The sequence below is a fragment of the Amycolatopsis solani genome, assembly GCF_033441515.1.
In the GTDB taxonomy this organism is placed as follows: domain Bacteria; phylum Actinomycetota; class Actinomycetes; order Mycobacteriales; family Pseudonocardiaceae; genus Amycolatopsis; species Amycolatopsis solani.
In genome coordinates this window covers 2,901,321-2,915,262 of record NZ_JAWQJT010000001.1, presented here as the reverse complement: position 1 = coordinate 2,915,262, position 13,942 = coordinate 2,901,321, and the positions used below count along the sequence as shown (strand labels likewise).

At 68.0% G+C, this 13,942-nt stretch carries 9 protein-coding genes and 1 tRNA gene; 5 read left to right on the top strand and 5 right to left on the bottom strand.

Going from position 1 to position 13,942, the window contains the following annotated elements; all coding sequences use genetic code 11:
* Window positions 1-250: 250 nt before the first annotated feature.
* The 3 genes from fxsT (SD460_RS14310) to SD460_RS14300 form a co-directional block, all read right to left on the bottom strand.
* Window positions 251-3,112: an FxSxx-COOH system tetratricopeptide repeat protein gene (gene fxsT / locus SD460_RS14310; protein ID WP_318306233.1), complete on the bottom strand. Its 2,862-nt coding sequence runs from the start codon at window positions 3,110-3,112 to the stop codon at window positions 251-253.
* A gap of 65 nt (window positions 3,113-3,177) precedes the next feature.
* Window positions 3,178-4,098: a cation diffusion facilitator family transporter gene (locus SD460_RS14305; protein ID WP_290056412.1), complete on the bottom strand. Its 921-nt coding sequence runs from the start codon at window positions 4,096-4,098 to the stop codon at window positions 3,178-3,180.
* A gap of 155 nt (window positions 4,099-4,253) precedes the next feature.
* Entirely contained in the window at window positions 4,254-5,366 is a 1,113-nt protein-coding gene (locus SD460_RS14300) for an epoxide hydrolase family protein (protein WP_290056411.1), read from the bottom strand.
* A 151-nt stretch (window positions 5,367-5,517) separates the two neighbouring features.
* On the opposite strand from SD460_RS14300, the gene SD460_RS14295 reads away from it, so the two are divergent.
* A tRNA-Arg gene (locus tag SD460_RS14295) sits at window positions 5,518-5,590 on the top strand.
* Between the two features lie 200 nt (window positions 5,591-5,790).
* Here SD460_RS14295 and SD460_RS14290 read toward each other — a convergent pair.
* Window positions 5,791-6,024 carry a site-specific integrase gene (locus SD460_RS14290; RefSeq protein WP_318306232.1) on the bottom strand — a complete coding sequence of 78 codons (234 nt, stop codon included), beginning with the start codon at window positions 6,022-6,024 and terminating at the stop codon, window positions 5,791-5,793.
* Between the two features lie 113 nt (window positions 6,025-6,137).
* Here SD460_RS14290 and SD460_RS14285 point away from each other — a divergent pair, with 113 nt between their 5' ends.
* The 4 genes from SD460_RS14285 to SD460_RS14270 all read left to right on the top strand — a co-directional run bounded on the left by SD460_RS14285 (window position 6,138) and on the right by SD460_RS14270 (window position 13,293).
* On the top strand, window positions 6,138-6,422 hold the full coding sequence (locus SD460_RS14285; protein ID WP_290056410.1) for a hypothetical protein: 285 nt from the start codon (window positions 6,138-6,140) through the stop codon (window positions 6,420-6,422).
* Window positions 6,423-6,836: 414 nt separating this feature from the next.
* Window positions 6,837-9,236 carry an FxSxx-COOH system tetratricopeptide repeat protein gene (fxsT, locus tag SD460_RS14280; RefSeq protein ID WP_498371761.1) on the top strand — a complete coding sequence of 800 codons (2,400 nt, stop codon included), beginning with the start codon at window positions 6,837-6,839 and terminating at the stop codon, window positions 9,234-9,236.
* 358 nt (window positions 9,237-9,594) lie between these two features.
* Window positions 9,595-12,150: an FxSxx-COOH system tetratricopeptide repeat protein gene (gene fxsT, locus SD460_RS14275; protein WP_318306230.1), complete on the top strand. Its 2,556-nt coding sequence runs from the start codon at window positions 9,595-9,597 to the stop codon at window positions 12,148-12,150.
* A gap of 867 nt (window positions 12,151-13,017) precedes the next feature.
* Window positions 13,018-13,293, top strand: a complete 276-nt coding sequence (locus tag SD460_RS14270) for a YggT family protein (protein ID WP_290056408.1) — start codon at window positions 13,018-13,020, stop codon at window positions 13,291-13,293.
* On the opposite strand, the gene SD460_RS14265 is transcribed toward SD460_RS14270, so the two are convergent.
* The gene (locus tag SD460_RS14265) at window positions 13,290-13,940 is read right to left on the bottom strand and encodes a TetR/AcrR family transcriptional regulator (RefSeq protein WP_290056407.1); all 651 of its coding nucleotides are present in this window, start codon (window positions 13,938-13,940) and stop codon (window positions 13,290-13,292) included. The genes SD460_RS14270 and SD460_RS14265 overlap by 4 nt on opposite strands.
* Window positions 13,941-13,942: the final 2 nt, after the last annotated feature.

The following is a 13,942-nucleotide window of genomic DNA, read 5'->3' as shown; positions in this document are numbered from 1 at the left end:
GGACTACCCTCCGCGGGATTCGGTACTGCGACATCGGCCCCCCGGAGGCTTAGAAGCCGACACGGTTCGGCATGTGCGCTGACCAGAATAGACCTCATTTGGTGCTCAGTAGCCCGCCGCCATCTGGGAACACAGTGAGAACGCGCCGCGCTCAAGCTTCCGCTGGACGGGGTTTGAATGGATCTTGGTATCCGTCGACGACCTGCACTTGAACCCACTGGGTGGGGTGCCTGAGACCTAGAAGTGAGACTCAGCTTGTGCTGTGTAAGGGTTGGACCTGGGTGCCCCGAGAGGGCCGCTGACGGCCGAGCATGCGTTTGCTTCGGGTGAGGGTGTCCTCGTGCAGTTCGCGAGCCTGCTGGTGCTCACCCAGCAACCGAAGGTCGGTGGCGAGGTTGTCGGCGGTGATGAGGGTGTGAGGGTGGTCGTCGCCGAGGACGCGCTTGGAACGGGCAAGCGTGTCTTCGTTCAGTTCTCGGGCTTGCTGGTGTTCACCTAGCGCCCGAAGGTCGGTGGCGAGATTGTTGGCGGTGGTGAGGGTGTGAGGGTTGTCGTCGCCGAGGACGCGCTTGGAACGGGCAAGCGTGTCTTCGTTCAGCTCGCGGGCCTGCTCGTGTTCGCCCAGGTTGCTGAGGTCGATGGCGAGGTTGCTGGCGGAGGTGAGGGTGTCGGGGTGGTCGTCGCCGAGGACGCGCTTGGAACGGGCAAGCGTGTCTTCGTTCAGCTCGCGGGCCTGCTGATGTTCGCCCAGGTTGCTGAGGTCGAGGGCGAGGTTGCTGACGGTGGTGAGCGTCAGGGGATGGTCGTCGCCGAGGACGCGTTTCGAGCGGGCAAGCGTGTCCTCGTTCAGCTCGTGAGCGCGATCATGCTCACCTAGGTTGCTGAGGTCGATGGCGAGGTTGTTGGCGGTGGTGAGGGTGTCGGGGTGGTCGTCGCCGAGCACGCGTCTGCGGCGGGTGAGGGTGTCTTCGTTCAGCTCGCGGGCCTGCTGATGTTCGGCCAGGTTGCTGAGGTCGATGGCGAGGTTGTTGGCGGTGGTGAGGGTGTCGGGGTGGTCGTCGCCGAGCACGCGTCTGCGGCGGGTGAGGGTGTCTTCGTTCAGCTCGCGGGCCTGCTGATACTCACCCAGGTTGCTGAGGTCGATGGCGAGACCGTTAGCTGAGGTGAGGGTGTCGGGGTGGTCGTCGCCGAGGACGCGTTTCGAGCGGGCAAGCGTGTCCTCGTCCAGCTCACGTGCCCGCTGATACTCACCCAGGTCGCCGAGGGCGAGGGCGAGGCCTCCGACGGCGGTGAGGGTGTCGGGGTGGTCGTCACCGAGGCGACCCCTGTCAAGTGCGTAGGCCCGCTGAAACAGCGGAAGTGCGGCGCGGGCGTCACCACGGGTATGGAGGTAGGTTGCGGTGCGGTCGAGCAACTCGGAGACTTCCTGCGCTGCCGGCTGCCATGCGCGGTGCGGGTCACACACGAACAGCAGATGCGGGAGAAGTTCTCGCCAGCGGGGCCAGCTCGGCGGGTTGCTCCAGGGATCGTCAGGCTGACCCGCGTGGAGCAGCCGGACGGCGGTGACCGGCCAGGTCGAGTCTCGGTCGTCCCTGGTAGCGATGTCCTCGCGGGTGCGTGCCCGCAGGAGGGCGGCGGGGACTCGATGGAGCTGGATGGTCGTGGTGGTGACCTCGGCCATGCCGCGGCTGCGCAATGCGGCCGTGACGTCGGCGAAGGCCAGCGGGTCCTGCGCGGTGGCCCCTGCGTCGCCTTGCTGGTGGGTGAGCAGGGTGAGCGGCACAGGTTCGGGAGCCAGCCACGCCACCATGGTCAGGGTGTGCAGCGCGGCGGGGTGGTCGCGGGCGAGCTGGTCGAACGACACCGTCCACGCCGCCGCCAGTGAGACGGGGTAGCTGCCGCCTTTCTCGTGTCGGGACATCAGGTCGTGGATGCGCTCGTCGAGCAGTTCGAGGTATTTCTCGGCAGTAAGATTGGTTGTCGCGAGGAGTCGTGCTGCCTGGTTGACGGCCAAGGGCAGATCACCCAGGGCCTCGGCGACGCGGTCAGCGTCGGACTCGGTAAGCCGGCCACAGCGGGTTCGCAGCAACTGGACCGACTCGGGACGGCTGAATTCCCGCACCGACAACGCGGCACCGATGTCGTCCCAGTCGGGATTGCGGGAGGTGATGATCACGTGCCCGCCCCCGCTGGGCAGCAGCGGGCGCAACGCGGTGGGGTCCTCGGCGTTGTCGAACACCACCAGCCACCTGCTGCGGGACTCCAGTACCCCGCGCAACCGGGCCACCGCGACGTCCGGCGAGTCCTGGCCCGTGGACAAGTCCAAAGCCTGGGCGAGCGCGGCCAGGTTGCCGAGAACGAGGTCAGGATCTTCCGACGGCACCCACCAGGCCACGTCGTAGTCCTCGGCATGACGATAGGCGTACTCGATCGCGGTGGTGGTCTTGCCGACCCCGCCCATCCCGTTCAACGCCTGCACCACCGCCGGCTGCCCGGCACACAACGCCGCACGCAGACCGGTCAGCAGCTCGTCGCGACCGGTGAAGGTGGCTGTGCGGGCGGGGATGTTCGAGATCCGGCCGGCGAGCTTCGACTCCCGTCCAGAGCGGGGGACCCGATTCAGCGCCCGCTCCAGCTTGGTCGCCAGCTCACCAGGCGAGGACACCATGGTGATGGTCAGCCCGCTGTTCGGCAGCCGTTGGCGGAACGCTTCCTGACGGCGACCGTAATCCAGGTCCCGGACCAGCGCCGGTGGCCCTTCGGTGTCCTCGGCCAGCACGAACACCAGCCGCTCCATGCCGGTGGCGGTGGCGACCTCGAACTCCTGCTCGCAGTAAGAGACTTCCGGGCGGCCTCGCACCGGCGTGCCGTAGCGGAAACCGGCGATCAGCACGTAGATGTCAGCCTCAGCCAGCATCTCCTGGTCGAGTTGCTCCGGCGTCACGTCCCGCGCCGTGAACGCGGACATGTCCACCACCGCATCCCCAGCCGCGGCCACCGCGTCCTTCGCCGCCGCCACGAACGACCGGGGCTTCGGCCACTCCGCAAGCTCACTGGTGTGACTGAGAAACACCCGCCGCGCAGGCGGTCGCTCGTGCTCCCCGACCACCACCACCCGCTCCCCACGCCGCCGACATCGTAGGAACAGTCTCCACGGTCCGCGCAGGCGTTACGGCGCTACCAGGAAAGCTCCTGGCACCGCCGAGCACACTGCGGCGCCTCCACCTGCAACGTCGCATGCTCGATCGCATACCGCGAAGCCAGCAGGTTCTGCGCCTCCGTCAACACGTCCGACTGCTGCGCAGGCGGCGCCAGCGTCAGATGCGCCGAAGCCACCTCCATCCCCGACGTCAGCGTCCAGACATGCAGGTCATGCACATCCGCCACCCCAGGCAGCGCAGCCAGCTCAGCGTTGATCGCCCCGACGTCCACCCCCTGCGGCGCGTGCTGGAACAAGATCCGCAGCGCCCGCCGAGCCAGCACCCACGTGCGCGGCAGCACGAACAGCCCGATCGCCACACCGATGATCGGGTCCGCATAGCGCCAGCCAGTGAGGAGCGTCAAAGCGCCGCTGATCAGGACGCCGACCGAGCCGATCAGGTCGGCGACCACTTCGAGGTACGCGCCGCGGACGTTGAGGCTCTCCTTGGCCCCCGAACGCAGCACCGTGAACGACACGATGTTGGCCACCAGGCCGGCCGCCGCGGCCAGCAAAACCGGTAGGCCGGGGACCGCGGGTGGGTTGCCGATCCGGTCCACGGCCTCGATGAGGACGTAGCCCGCGACGCCGAAGAGGAGGATCGCGTTGCCCAGCGCCGCCAGGACCTCCGCGCGGTAGAGGCCGAACGTGCGGCTGATCGTGGGGCCGCTTCGGCGCGCCAGGATGATCGCCGCCAGGGCCATGCCGACGCCGAGGACGTCGGTGAACATGTGGGCCGCGTCCGAGATCAGGGCCAGTGAGCCGGTCGCGAAGCCGACGGCGAACTCGAGCACCATGAAGCCGGCGCCGATGGCCAGGGCGATGGTCAGGCTCCGCACGTACCGGCCCGACGCGCTCGCCGGCGCGATCGCGTGCCCGTGGCCGTGTCCCTGCCCCATGCTGCCTCCGTTCCCGGTTCACCGTCGCCGCAAACATATAGTGAGATGCGCATATGTGCAACAGAGGGCAGCCTAAGTTCACCCACTCGGAAAGTTACCCCGGACGACGGCGGTGACCAATCCACCAGGCGGGGTTTCCCGCCTGGTGGATCCCGTCACGCTTCGCGCACCAGCCGGAAGAACCCGCGAACCTGCTCGACGAACAGCTGCGGCTGCTCGAGCGCGGCGAAGTGCCCGCCGGCGGGCAGCTCCTCGAACCAGCGCAGATCGGTGTAGCGCTGCTCGGCCTGCCGCCGCGACGGGCGCACGATCTCCTTGGGGAACACCGAAACCCCGGCCGGCACGTCCACCGTGGACAGGTCGCGATCGTTGTTCTCCCAGTACATCCGCGCCGAGGACGCGGCGGTCGCGGTGAACCAGTAGACCGAGATGTCGTCGAGGATCTTCTGCCGGTCGACGGCGTCCTCGGGGTGCCCCTTGTGGTCGGTCCAGGCCCAGAACTTCTCGACGATCCAGGCGGCCTGCCCGGCGGGCGAGTCGGTGAGCCCGTACCCGAGCGTCTGCGGCCGCGTGCCCTGCTCGGCGGAGTAGCCGCTGCCGGTCCGCCGGAATTCCTGGAGGTCGGCGAGCGCCCGCTGCTCCGAGGCCGTCAGGTCGCCCTGGTCCATCCGCACGGGCGCGAAGTTGACGTGCACCCCGGCGACGCGCCCGGGCGCGACCTTGGCGAGGGCGTTCGTGATGGCGGCACCCCAATCACCGCCCTGGGCGCCGTAGCGGTCGTAGCCGAGCGACACCATGAGCTGGTCCCACAGCGCGGCGACCCGCGGGATCTTCAGCGCGGGCTTGTCGCTCCACCCGAACCCGGGCAGCGACGGCACGACGACGTGGAAGGCATCAGCCGGATCGCCCCCGTACTGGGCGGGGTCGGTGAGCGGCCCGATGACGTCGAGGAATTCGAGGACGGACCCGGGCCACCCGTGGGTGAGCACGAGCGGGAACGCGCCGGGCACCTCCGACCGGACGTGCAGGAAGTGCACCCCCACGCCGTCGACGGTGGCTTTGAACTGCGGGAAGGCGTTCAGCCGCCGTGCGAACCCGAAGTCGTACTCCTCGCCCCAGTCCCGGCAGAGTTCCTTGACGTAGGCGAGCGGCACGCCCTGCGACCAGTCGCCGACGGTTTCGCTCTCGGGCCACCGGGTCCGCCGCAACCGCTCCCGCAGGTCGGCGATGTCGCTCTCATCGAGAGCTACCTGGAACGGCTCGGCCATCGCGGGCTCCTTCGGGTGGGGTTCTCCACGCTAGCGACGGAGTGTGCAACCGATCAACTTCATAGCGTTGACCTGGGGAAACCTGGGTGGGGGAACCTGGTCGCAGGGGGTTCGGGGGATGCGCTAAGCTTTCGAGGTCGCCCAGCGATGGGCCCTCGTAGCTCAGGGGATAGAGCACTGCCCTCCGGAGGCAGGTGTCGCAGGTTCGAATCCTGCCGAGGGCACCCCTATGGGAGCGGGAAAAACCGCTTCTCATCAGCACTTTCTCTCACGAAGCGGCTCTTCCCGCACTCCAGTTCTCTCCGACTCGAACCGATCATGAACGAGTGTTCACGCCCAATGCGTGCCCACGGATGTGGCCAGCTCCCCCGAGATCGAGCCTCCAGGACCGCGTTGGCGTGTCTCTGGTCACACCACGTCTCGGCTATCGGTGGCCGAGGATCGCCTCGATTCGCGCGCGATTGGCGGCCTGTCCCCCGTCCAGGAACGCGGCGTAAATCTCCAGCAGCACCGAGACCGAGTGCCCTGCCCACTCCGCGACCGTCGCCGCATCGACGCCGGCGGCCAGTTGCGTGCTGACGGCGGCGTGGCGAAGGTCGTAGGGCCGCGCCGCTAGCGGTGTCTTGGCGACCTCCTCGGACAGGATCAGTTTGCGCACCGCCCACGAAGGAGATGGCCGGCGGCTTGCTGCCGTCGGCGCGTCCCGACGTGGTACCGGCGGGTTGAGTTGCACGCAGTGACAGCCTGGCTACAGCTGGCACAATGACTTCCATGACAAGCAGCAAGCGAGTCGTGTACGTGGTGCACGACCGCACCACGTCCGCCCAGCCCGGCATCCACACGACCGCGTACGAGTCCGTCGAAAAGGCGATCGCGAACCTCAACGGGTTTCGTGCCCAGCATCCCGACAACCCCGGCCCGCTCGTCTGGTCCACCGGTCCCGGCTGGGCCGACGGCCGAGATGCAAAGGGCAACACGGTGTTCTACGTCTCCGGCCTGACGGTCCAACCCGACAACCAGCCGGGCTACTACGAGCAGTTCACCCGCAGGTCGTGACCGTATCGGCTGGTCAGACGCCGTCTCAGTCTCCGTCTCAGTTCGCGTCCGTTCAAGCTGTTGCTGCTGTTCCGGTGGTCGCGCTGACCTGCGCGTCAGCCTCCGTACGACCCCCGCCGAACGGTCGTGCCGAGATCTGAAAAGCGGACGGTTCTCGGTTTGACCTTACCGATCGCTGCTGTCTTCCTGGCCTCGTAACGCCCGCGTGGATCGGGGAGACTGTTTCTACGAAGTCGGCGGTGTGGGGAGCGGGTGCTGGTGGTCGGGGAGTCTGCCGAGGGGCAGGGGCGGAAGTCGCCGGCGAGGCGAGTGTTCCTTAGTCACACCAGCGAGCTTGCGGAGTGGCCGAAGCCGCGGTCGTTCGTAGCGGCGGCGAAGGACGCGGTGGCCGCGGCCGGGGATGCGGTGGTGGACATGTCCGCCTTCACCGCCAGGGACGCGACACCGGAGGAACTCGACCGGGAGATGCTAGCCGAGGCCGACATCTACGTCCTGATCGCCGGTTTCCGGTACGGCACGCCGGTGCGGGGCCGTCCGGAGGTTTCCTACACCGAGCAGGAGTTCGGGATCGCCACCGCCACCGGCATGGAGCGGCTGGTATTTGTGCTGGATAAGGACACCGAAGGGCCACCGGCGCTGATCCAGGACCTGGACTACGGTCGCCGGCAGGAAGCGTTCCGGCAACGACTGCCGGACAGCGGCCTCACCATCACCAAGGTTTCCTCACCCGCCGAACTGGCGACCAAGCTGGAGCGAGCTCTGAACCGGGTCCCCCGCTCCCTCCAGGAGTCGAAGCCCGTTCGCCGGATCTCCAACATTCCCGCTCGAACCGTCACCTTCACCGGTCGCGACGAACTGCTGACCAGCCTGCGGGATGCGTTGTGTACTGGTCAGCCGGCGGTGGTGCAGGCACTCAACGGGATGGGCGGGGTCGGCAAGACCACCACGGCGATTGAGTACGCCCACCGTCACGCCGGAGATTACGAGGTGGCCTGGTGGGTCCCGTCGGAAGACCCCGACCTCATCCTCGGCAACCTTGCCGCCCTCGCCCAAGCCATGGACTTATCCGCTAGCCAGGACTTGCCAGATATTGCCGTGGCCCGGTTGCGCGGCGAGCTGGAATCACGTGGGCGGTGGCTGGTGGTGTTCGACAACGCCGAAGAGCCAACCGCCCTGCGCCCGCTGCTGCCCGCCGGTGACGGGCACGTGATCATCACCTCCCGCAATCCCGACTGGGACGACATCGGCGCCGCGCTACCGGTGCGGGAATTCGCCCGCCCCGAGTCGGTCCAGCTGCTGAGAACCCGCTGTGACCGGCTCACTGAATCCGACGCCGACCGCATCGCCGATGCCCTGGGTGACCTGCCCTTGGCCGTCAACCAGGCAGCACGACTCCTCGCGACGACCAGCCTGACCGTCGAGAAATACCTCGAACTGCTCGACGAGCGCATCCATGACCTGATGGCCCGCCATGAGCAGAGCGGCGGCTACCCCCTCTCGCTGACCGCGGCGTGGACGGTGTCGTTCGACCAGCTCGCCCGCGACAACCCGGCCGCGCTGAACACCTTGACGTTGGTGGCGTGGCTGGCTCCCGAACCGGTGCCACTCGGCCTGCTCACCCACCAGCAGGGCGACGCCGGAGTCACTGCACGGGACCCGCTGGCCTTCGCCGACGTCACGACCGCGCTGCGCAGCCGCGGGATGGCCGAGGTCACCACCGCCACGATCCAGCTCCACCGGGTCCCCGCAGCACTGCTGCGCGCACGCACCCGCGGCGACATCCTCACCGAGAACGACCCAAACTCGACCTGGCAAGTCATCGCAGTCCAGCTGCTAGACGCCGGTCAGCCTGACGATCCCTGGAACAACCCGCCGAGCTGGGCACGCTGGCAAGAAATCCTCCCGCACCTGCTATTCGCCTGCGACTCCCACCGCGCATGGCAGCCGGTCGCGAGAGAAGTCGCCCACCTACTCGACCGCGCCGCCTCCTATCTCCAGACCCGTGGCGACCCTCGCACCGCATTGCCACTCTTTCAGCGGGCCTACGTGCTCCGCAGGGATCTTCTCGGCATAGATGCCCCCGCCACCGTCGCCTCCGCCTGCAACCTCGCCCTCGACCTCAGGGAATTGGGTGAGTATGAGCGGGCTTGTGAGCTGGACGAGGACGCCCTCGCCCGCTACAAGCGCGTTCTCGGCGAGAACCATCCCGACACCCTCGCCTCCGCCAGCAACCTCGCCGCCGACCTCAGGGAGCTGGGTGAGTATGAGCGGGCTCGGGAGCTGGACGAGGACACCTTCACCCGCTGCAAGCGCGTTCTCGGCGACGACCACTCCGACACCCTCGTCTCCGCCGTCAACGTCGCCCTAGACCACTGGTTCTTGGGTGAGTATGAGCGGGCTCGGGAGCTGGACGAGGACACCCTCGCCCGCCGCAAGCGCGATGTCGGCGACGACCACCCCGGTACTCTCATCTCCGCCAACAACCTCGCTGGTGACCTCAGGGAGCTAGGTGAGTATGAGCGGGCTCGGGAGCTGGACGAGGACACCCTCGCCCGCCGCAAACGCGTCCTCGGCGAGAACCACCCCGACACCCTCACCTCCGCCAACAACCTCGCTGGTGACCTCAGGAAGCTAGGTGAGTATGAGCGGGCTCGGGAGCTGGATGAGGACACCCTCGCCCGCCGCAAACGCGTCCTCGGCGAGAACCATCCCGACACCCTCACCTCCGCCAACAACCTCGCCTTCGACCTAAGGGAGCCGGGTGAGTCTGAGCGGGCTCGGGAGCTGGACCCGAACACCCTCGCTGGCCAATAAGGGCCATCTACCTGCACGAGTGCCCAATGGCGACTGGCCGACCGCGCCCCTTGCGTGCCCGATCGGTCGGGAGGGCACGGGTACCGACGGGCAACAGCGGGGAATTCGGCCGCCTGACCTGCGACTTTAGGTTCCCCAGGTCGAGTATGATCTGTGTACGGACATTTGCAAGGCGGGGGTCAGGGGTTCGATTCCCCTCAGCTCCACATCCGAAAAGAAGTGACGAAGGCCAGGTCAGGCGGCACTTTCGCTGACCTGGCCTTCGTCGTGTTAAGCGGTGCGCGACTCAGCCGACTCCGTAACGTCCGGGCGAACGAGGGAGACTGTTCCGAGGAACGGCGGTGTGAGGAGGCGGGGGTTGGCGGTCGGGGAGCCTGTCGAGAGGCAGGGACGGAAGCCGCCGGCGAGGCGGGTGTTTCTCAGCCACACCAGCGAGCTCGCGGAGTGGCCGAAGCCGCGGTCGTTCGTGGGGGCGGCGAAGGACGCGGTGGCCGCGGCGGGGGATGCGGTGGTGGACATGTCCGCCTTCACCGCTCGCGACGCGACACCCGAACAGCTCGATCAGGAGATGCTGGCCGAGGCCGACATCTACGTGCTGATCGCGGGATTCCGGTACGGCATGCCGGTACGAGACCGCCCGGATGTCTCCTACACCGAGCAGGAATTTCAGATTGCCACCGATACCGGTATGCCACGGCTGGTGTTCATGCTGGCCGAAGACACCGAAGGGCCACCGGCGCTGATCCGTGACTTGCAGTACGGGGCGCGGCAGGAGGCGTTCCGCAAACGGCTGCCCGACAGCGGTCTCGCCATCACCAAGGTGTCCTCGCCCGACGAACTGGCGGCCAAGCTGGAACGGGCTCTAAATCGGGTCGCTCGCTCCCGGCCGGATTCGAAGCTCGTTGGCCGGATCTCGAACATCCCCGCGCGGACGGCCACTTTCACCGGCCGCGACGAGCTATTGACCAGGCTGCGGGATGCGTTGTGTTCTGGGCGGCCGGCGGTAGTGCAGGCGCTCAACGGGATGGGCGGGGTCGGCAAGACGACCACCGCGATCGAGTACGCCCACCGCCACGCTGAGGACTATGACGTGGCCTGGTGGATCCCGTCGGAGGACCCCGACCTCATCATCGGCCACCTCGCTGAACTGGCCCAAGCTCTGGACCTGACCACCGGCCAGGACTCACCCGCGGTCGCCGTGGCCCGGTTGCGCGGGGCGCTGGAGTCGCAGGGGCGGTGGCTGGTGGTGTTCGACAACGCCGAAGACCCCGCCGCCCTACGTCCCCTGCTGCCCGGTGGTGCCGGGCATGTGATCATCACCTCCCGCAACCCCGATTGGGACGACATCGGCGCCGCACTCGCGGTGCGGGAGTTCACCCGTCCCGAGTCGGTCGAGCTGCTGCGCACCCGCTGTGACCGGCTCACCAACACTGACGCCGACCGGATCGCTGATGCTCTGGGCGACCTGCCCTTGGCCGTGAACCAGGCAGTGCGCCTGCTGGTCACGACCAGTCTGACCGCCGGGGAGTACCTCGAGCTGCTCGCCGAGCGCGTCCATGACCTGCTGGCCCGCCATGAGAAGGGCAGCAGCTACCCGGTCTCGCTGACCGCGGCGTGGGCCGTGTCGTTCGATCGGCTGGCCCGCGACCACCCCGCTGCCTTGAACGTCCTGACCTTGGTGGCGTGGCTCGCTCCCGAGCCGGTGCCGCTCACCTTGCTCTCCCATCAGCAGGGCGAGGCTGGGGCTGTTGCGCGGGATCCGCTGGCCTTCGCCGATATTACGGCCGCGCTGCGCAGCCGCGGGATGGCCGAGGTAACCACCACGACCATCCAGCTCCACCGGGTCCCCGCCGCGCTGCTGCGGGCGCGCACCCGAGGCGACGTCACCGCCGAGGGCGACCGGGACTCGACCTGGCCGGTCACCGCGATCCGGCTGCTCTACGCCGGGAAGCCTGACGAACCCTGGGCCAACCCGCCGAGCTGGCCGCGCTGGCGAGAGCTTCTCCCGCACCTGCTGGTCGTGTGCGACCCCGAACGAGCCTGGCAGCCAGCAGCGAACGAAGTAGCCCGTTTGCTCGATCGGACCGCGATCTACCTCAAGACCAGTGGCGACCCCCGCCGAGCATTGCCGCTGTTTGAGCGGGCCTACACCCTGAGCAGGGATCGCCTCGGCGAGGACCACCCCGACACCCTCTCCTACGCCAATAATCTCGCCCTCGACCTCAGCGATCTGGGTGAGCATCAGCGGGCTCGGGAGCTGAACGAGGACACCCTCGCCCGCCGCCAGCGCGTCACGGGCGGGGACCGCCCCGACACCCTCTCCTCCGCCAGCAACCTCGCCATCGACCTCCGGAACCTGGGTGAGCATCAGCGGGCTCGGGAGCTGGACGAGGACACCCTCGCCCGCCGCCAGCGCATCCTGGGTGAAGACCACCCCGACACCCTCAAGTCCGCCAACAACCTCGCCATCGACCTCCGGAACCTGGGTGAGCATCAGCAGGCTCGGGAGCTGAACGAGGACACCCTCGCCCGCCGCCAGCGCATCCTGGGTGAAGACCACCCCAACACCCTCTCCTCCGCCGGCAACCTCGCCATCGACCTCGGCGATCTGGGTGAGCATCAGCGGGCTCGGGAGCTGAACGAGGACACCCTCGCCCGCCTCCAGCGCATCCTGGGTGAAGACCACCCCGACACCCTCATCTCCGCCAGCAACCTCGCCATCGACCTCCGGAACCTGGGTGAGCATCAGCGGGCTCGGGAGCTGAACGAGGACACCCTCGCCCGCCGCCAGCGCATCCTGGGTGAAGACCACCCCGACACCCTCAAGTCCGCCGGCCTCGCCATCGACCTCCGGAACCTGGGTGAGCATCAGCGGACTCGGGAGCTGAACGAGGACACCCTCGGGAGCCAATAAGGGCCAACCCGTGCAACCTCTCGATCGACCCGCCGTCCACGGGGCCTACATCGATCGGAATCTTCCGCCTCGAACTCGCCAAGGGTGGGACGGCGGCTACCAGGCCGTCGGGTTCAACAGGTGCTGATGCGGGTCCTGCTGGCACGAACCATGCCCAATGCGTGCCCAAGAGCCGTCGTCATGACGGCTTGAGTCCTCCATTTGTGCAGGTCAGGTGCCACAACAGGGATTGACCGCGCTTAACCCTCCGGAGGCAGGTGTCGCAGGTTCGAATCCTGCCGAGGGCACACCAAGCGCAAACGGGAGAGATGTCGGACACGACAGCTCTCCCGTTTTTCGTTTCGCCGAGTTTCCGGCCGCTACGACGCCGGTGTCATCGCCGGCGCGGGGCGGGTTCGGTCCCGTCGCCAGACGTCGCCGGGGTGTACACCGGCTGGCGGAACAGGCTTCCGTACCGGCTCTCCTGGGGCGCGGTGACCGTTTCGGGCCGGGGTTCGTCGGCGATCGGGTGACTGAACAACGAGCAGTCCACTGGAGAAGTGATCGGGGATTCCTTTCTTGGTGCCACTCCGCGAAGCGATGGCACCGCAAGCGATTCGGCGAACAGAGGGTTGGGGCCACCGGCCGAATGAGAGCCGAGGACGGCGCAGGCTTGCGCACGAAATGCACTCGGTCACCACCCAGCGTACACGACCACCGCGCCAGGTGCGTCGAGACCGGGTTCCGGCACCGGGCACAGTGCCTACTGAAAGCGCTTTCAGAAGGCCATGACCTTCGGCTGGTTCCTGTCCAAAAGCTGTGAAACGGACGGATCCGGCACCTCTGGGTCCGTCCGTGCGTTCTCCGGGTAGGAGAACGGGAGGAACCATGGGTGCCCTGTGGACGCTGCTCGGGTTCGCGCTGAGCCTGTACCTGCTGGTACTCGTCGCGCGGATGGTGCTGGACTGGGTCGCGGTCGTCGCTGACACGCCGCCGTGGGCGCGGCGGGCGCGGGGGCTCGCCTACGCCGCCACCGAGCCGGTGATCGGGCCGGTGCGGCGGGTCGTGCGGCCGGTGCGGATCGGCGGGTTCTCGCTCGACCTCGCCTTCACGCTGGTCTTCATCGGCGTCATCGTGCTGCGGTCGATCGTCTACGCGCTTTAGAGCGTGCCGCGGAAGCCCGCGGAGAGCCGGTCGACGCCGCTCTCCAGTTCCGCGCGCAGGCCGCGCAGGTCGATGCCGTCGGGGTCGATCAGTGCCTGCATCGAGATGCCGCGGAGCTGGGCGAGCAGCGCCGAGGCGTACGCGTCCGCGTCGCGGACGCCGGTGATCGAGCCGTCCGCGACGCCGCTGGCCACGGTCTGGGCGATGGCGAACCGGAACCGGCGGTCGGCCTCGGTCAGCGTGCCGCGCAGGGCCGAGTACTCCGCCGCGCCGTCGCCCCAGAGGGCCAGGAACGCCTGGTTGAGCGTCGGCATCGTGCGGATCAGCTCGAAGATGATGTCGAGGAGGGCACGCAGCATGTCCATCGGCGTCGCGGTGAGCGCCCCGGTCCGGGCCGCGACGGCCTCGCTGTAGGAGTTGGTGAACTCTTCGACGGCGAACTCGACGAGCCGGCGGCCCAGCCCTTCCTTGTCGCCGAAGTGCTGGAAGACGACCGAGCGCGCGTAACCCGAGCGCGCGCAGACCGCGCCGATCTTGAGCCTCCCGAAGCCCTCCTCGGCGATGAGGTGCGCGGCGGCGCCCAGGATGCGCGTCTCGACGGCTTCCTCGCCGTCCTGCGGGATCCGGCCTGCGGCGGAGCGGTCCACCG

Excerpts from the sequence above, each read along its gene's own strand:
- SD460_RS14300 (WP_290056411.1), bottom strand. The coding sequence starts at position 5,366 with ATGGCCGAGCCGTTCCAGGTAGCTCTCGATGAGAGCGACATCGCCGAC.
- fxsT (WP_498371761.1), top strand. The coding sequence starts at position 6,837 with ATGTCCGCCTTCACCGCCAGGGACGCGACACCGGAGGAACTCGACCGG.
- SD460_RS14285 (WP_290056410.1), top strand. The coding sequence starts at position 6,138 with ATGACAAGCAGCAAGCGAGTCGTGTACGTGGTGCACGACCGCACCACG.
- SD460_RS14305 (WP_290056412.1), bottom strand. The coding sequence starts at position 4,098 with ATGGGGCAGGGACACGGCCACGGGCACGCGATCGCGCCGGCGAGCGCG.
- SD460_RS14270 (WP_290056408.1), top strand. The coding sequence starts at position 13,018 with ATGGGTGCCCTGTGGACGCTGCTCGGGTTCGCGCTGAGCCTGTACCTG.